We start from the raw sequence: 2998 nt of genomic DNA on the forward strand, positions 1-2998 counted from the left end.
GCCGCGTCCTGCGGTGCGGGCTGCGCCGGTGCCTGCCGCTCCGCTTCCCCGGACGGCTCGGGAGCGGCCTGGGCCGCCGTGGCCTGTCCACCGCCGGAGCCGTCGTCGATCACGGCGAGCTCGGCACCGACCTCGATGGTCTCGTCCTCACGCGCCACGATCCGCTGGACCGTGCCCGCGACGGGGGAGGGGACCTCGGTGTCGACCTTGTCGGTGGAGATCTCGAGCAGCGGCTCGTCGACCTCGACACTGTCCCCCTCCTGCTTGAGCCACCGGGTGACCGTGCCCTCCGTGACACTCTCCCCGAGCTCCGGCAATGTGACGGAGTACGCCATCGTCTGCTGACTCCCTTGTGCGTGTGTGCTGGTGTCGGTCTGGTGCGTCGACTTCCGCGATGCGGGTCGGCGTGGAGTCGGCGCTGTCCGTGCTGGCGCCGCCGCTCAGCCGTGCACGTGCAGCGGCTTGCCGGCCAGCGCGAGGTGTGCCTCGCCGAGGGCCTCGGACTGGGTGGGGTGGGCGTGGATCAGCGGAGCGACGTCTTCCGGGAAGGCCTCCCAGTTGTAGATGAGCTGGGCCTCACCGATCAGCTCGCCGACCCGGTCACCCACCAGGTGCAGTCCGACGACCGGGCCGTCGGGTGCCTTGACCAGCTTCACCGCACCGGAGGTCTTGAGGATCTGGCTCTTGCCGTTGCCCGCGAGGTCGTAGGTGAACGTGGTGACCTCGGCGCCGTAGCGCTCCTTGGCCTGGGCCTCGGTCAGGCCCACCGAGGCGACCTCCGGGTGCGAGTAGGTGACCCGGGGGATGCCGTCCTCGTCGACCGGCGCCGGGTTCAGCCCGGCGATCTCCTCGGCGACGAAGACGCCCTGCTGGAACCCGCGGTGGGCGAGCTGGAGCCCGGGCACGATGTCGCCGACCGCGTAGACGTTCGGCAGGCTCGTACGCAGCCGCTCGTCGGTACGCACGAAGCCGCGCTCCATCGTGATTCCGGCCTCGTCGTAGCCGTGCCCCGCGGTGTTCGGTCCCCGGCCGACGGCGACCAGCAGCAGGTCGGCCTCCAGCGTCTCGCCGGACTCCAGCGTCACGCTCACGCCGTTGTCGTCCTGCTTGGCGCCCGTGAACTTCACGCCGGTCTTGTAGTTGATCTTGCGTCGGCGGAAGGCGCGTTCGAGCTGCTTGGAGGCGAACTCGTCCTCGGCGGGCACCAGCCGGGGCAGCGCCTCGACGATGGTGACCTCGGCGCCGAAGGAGGCCCACACGCTGGCGAACTCGACGCCGATCACGCCACCACCGAGCACCACGACCTTCTCGGGCACGTAGTCGAGGTTCAGCGCGTCCTCACTGGCGATGACACGGCCGCCGAGGTCGAGCCCGGGCAGCGTCTTGGAGTAGGAGCCGGTGGCCAGCAGGACGTTCTTGCCGGTGTAACGGGTGCCGTCGACCTCGACGGTCGTCCCGCCGACGAACGTCCCGGTGCCCTCGACGTAGTTGATCTTGTGCGCCTTCGCCAGGCCCTGCAGGCCCTTGTACAGGCGCGTGACGACGGTGTCCTTGTACTTGTGGACCCCACCGATGTCGACGCCCTCGAACACGGTCTTGACGCCGAACTGGTCGCCGTCGCGCGCCGAGTCGGCGACCTCGGCGGCGTGCAGCAGCGCCTTGGTCGGGATGCAGCCTCGATGCAGGCACGTGCCGCCCAGCTTGTCCTTCTCGATCAGTGTGACGGACAGGCCCAGCTCGGCGGCGCGGAACGCCGCGGCGTAACCACCCGATCCGCCACCAAGGATCACCAGGTCGGCTTCAGCGTCGGTCACTTGCACACTCCTCGGCAGGCAGGTGTTGATCGTGTCCACGGGCGCGGTTGGGCGCTCATGCCACCTCATCTTGTCACCTCACCCGAAACGGGTGCGACCTAGTGGGCATGTGACGCGCGCGGGCGAGCACGTCGGGCCGGGTGTGCGGGGCGCGGCGGCGGCCGTCCAGGTGGGGCAGACAGCGTGTCGCGCGATCGGAATAATGCTCGGACGACGCCGAGGAAGGAAGGTGATCGAGGTGGGCCTATTCGACTCGCTGCGCCGGCGCCGCAAGGGCGGTGGCGGTTCTCGCAGGCAGGGGGCCCTGCGTGGCGCGAGCTCCGCCGACACCGCCCATCTCGACCAGTGGGCGTCCGCGCGGCGCGGGGTCGAGGCGTTCGTCGAACCGCGCACGAACGTAACGGAGACCACAGTGGTGCTCGTCGCACACGACGGCGAGTGGACCCGCAGGCGGATCGGCAGCCTGGCCGCCGCGCAGGATTTCGGCAAGAAACGCGCCATCCCGGTCTACGAGGTGGCCAAGACCGGCTATCCGCGGCGCATGCGCGAGTACACCGAACGGCAGCGCATTCTGCGGCGCAGGGAGCAACTCGACGAGGATCGGGGGCGCGCCGAGGATCGATGACGCGTTCCCGCGCGGGTTCGAAAGCGGAGGCCGCCGCGCCACCTCGGGTACGGCGTTACCGGGCCGCTTCCAGCAGTTCGCGGTGCCGTTCGAGCAGCGCGCGGACGTCGGCGTGGTGCGTGCGCCCGAAGAGCGGGTCGTCCTCGACCACCGTGCCGTCCGGACGCAGGCGCACCGTCGGGGGATCGGCGATCACGACCTCGGCCTCGTCGGCCCTGTCGGTCTCGTCGGCCCGGTCGCCGTTGGAGTCGTCGGCGCTGTCGGCGTTGGAGTCGTTGTCCTTCCCGGCGAGGTACAGCTCGTCCGCGCCGAGCAGACGGGGGAACACCACGTCGGCGGGCAGGCCGTCGCAGGTAGCGAGGAAGTCACGGTAGCCGTCCGGTAGGCACACGCCCAGTCGCTTCCGGACACCGGCCAGCGCCGCCGCCGTCGCGGGCGGGGGCGCGGCCTCCGGTGTGCCACGCAGCTCCAGGACTCGGCTGACCAGGTCCGGCCAGGTCAGTTCCGGCGCACCGGGCGCGTACCGGGCGTGCAGCGCGGCGACGAGCGCGCCCGCGTA

Annotated in this window: 4 protein-coding genes; 1 reads left to right on the forward strand and 3 read right to left on the reverse strand. The window is 70.8% G+C overall.

Going from position 1 to position 2998, the window contains the following annotated elements; translation table 11 throughout:
• Both SACSA_RS23780 and lpdA read right to left on the reverse strand, forming a co-directional pair.
• The coding region (locus tag SACSA_RS23780) for a biotin/lipoyl-containing protein (protein WP_048876992.1) at positions 1-335 on the reverse strand (335 nt) is incomplete at its 3' end.
• A 105-nt stretch (positions 336-440) separates the two neighbouring features.
• Positions 441-1814, reverse strand: coding sequence for a dihydrolipoyl dehydrogenase (gene lpdA / locus SACSA_RS0118705; protein ID WP_028662034.1), 1374 nt, complete (start codon positions 1812-1814; stop codon positions 441-443).
• 238 nt (positions 1815-2052) lie between these two features.
• Between lpdA and SACSA_RS0118710 the strand changes: the two genes are divergently transcribed.
• Positions 2053-2439 (forward strand): oxidoreductase, encoded by a 387-nt coding sequence (locus SACSA_RS0118710; protein ID WP_157597009.1) that lies wholly within the window; start codon positions 2053-2055, stop codon positions 2437-2439.
• Positions 2440-2494: 55 nt separating this feature from the next.
• Here SACSA_RS0118710 and SACSA_RS0118715 read toward each other — a convergent pair.
• A partial coding sequence (locus SACSA_RS0118715; RefSeq protein ID WP_019819248.1) for an SMI1/KNR4 family protein occupies positions 2495-2998 on the reverse strand: 504 nt, incomplete at its 5' end.

The sequence above is a fragment of the Saccharomonospora saliphila YIM 90502 genome (assembly GCF_000383795.1).
GTDB classification, from domain to species: domain Bacteria; phylum Actinomycetota; class Actinomycetes; order Mycobacteriales; family Pseudonocardiaceae; genus Saccharomonospora; species Saccharomonospora saliphila.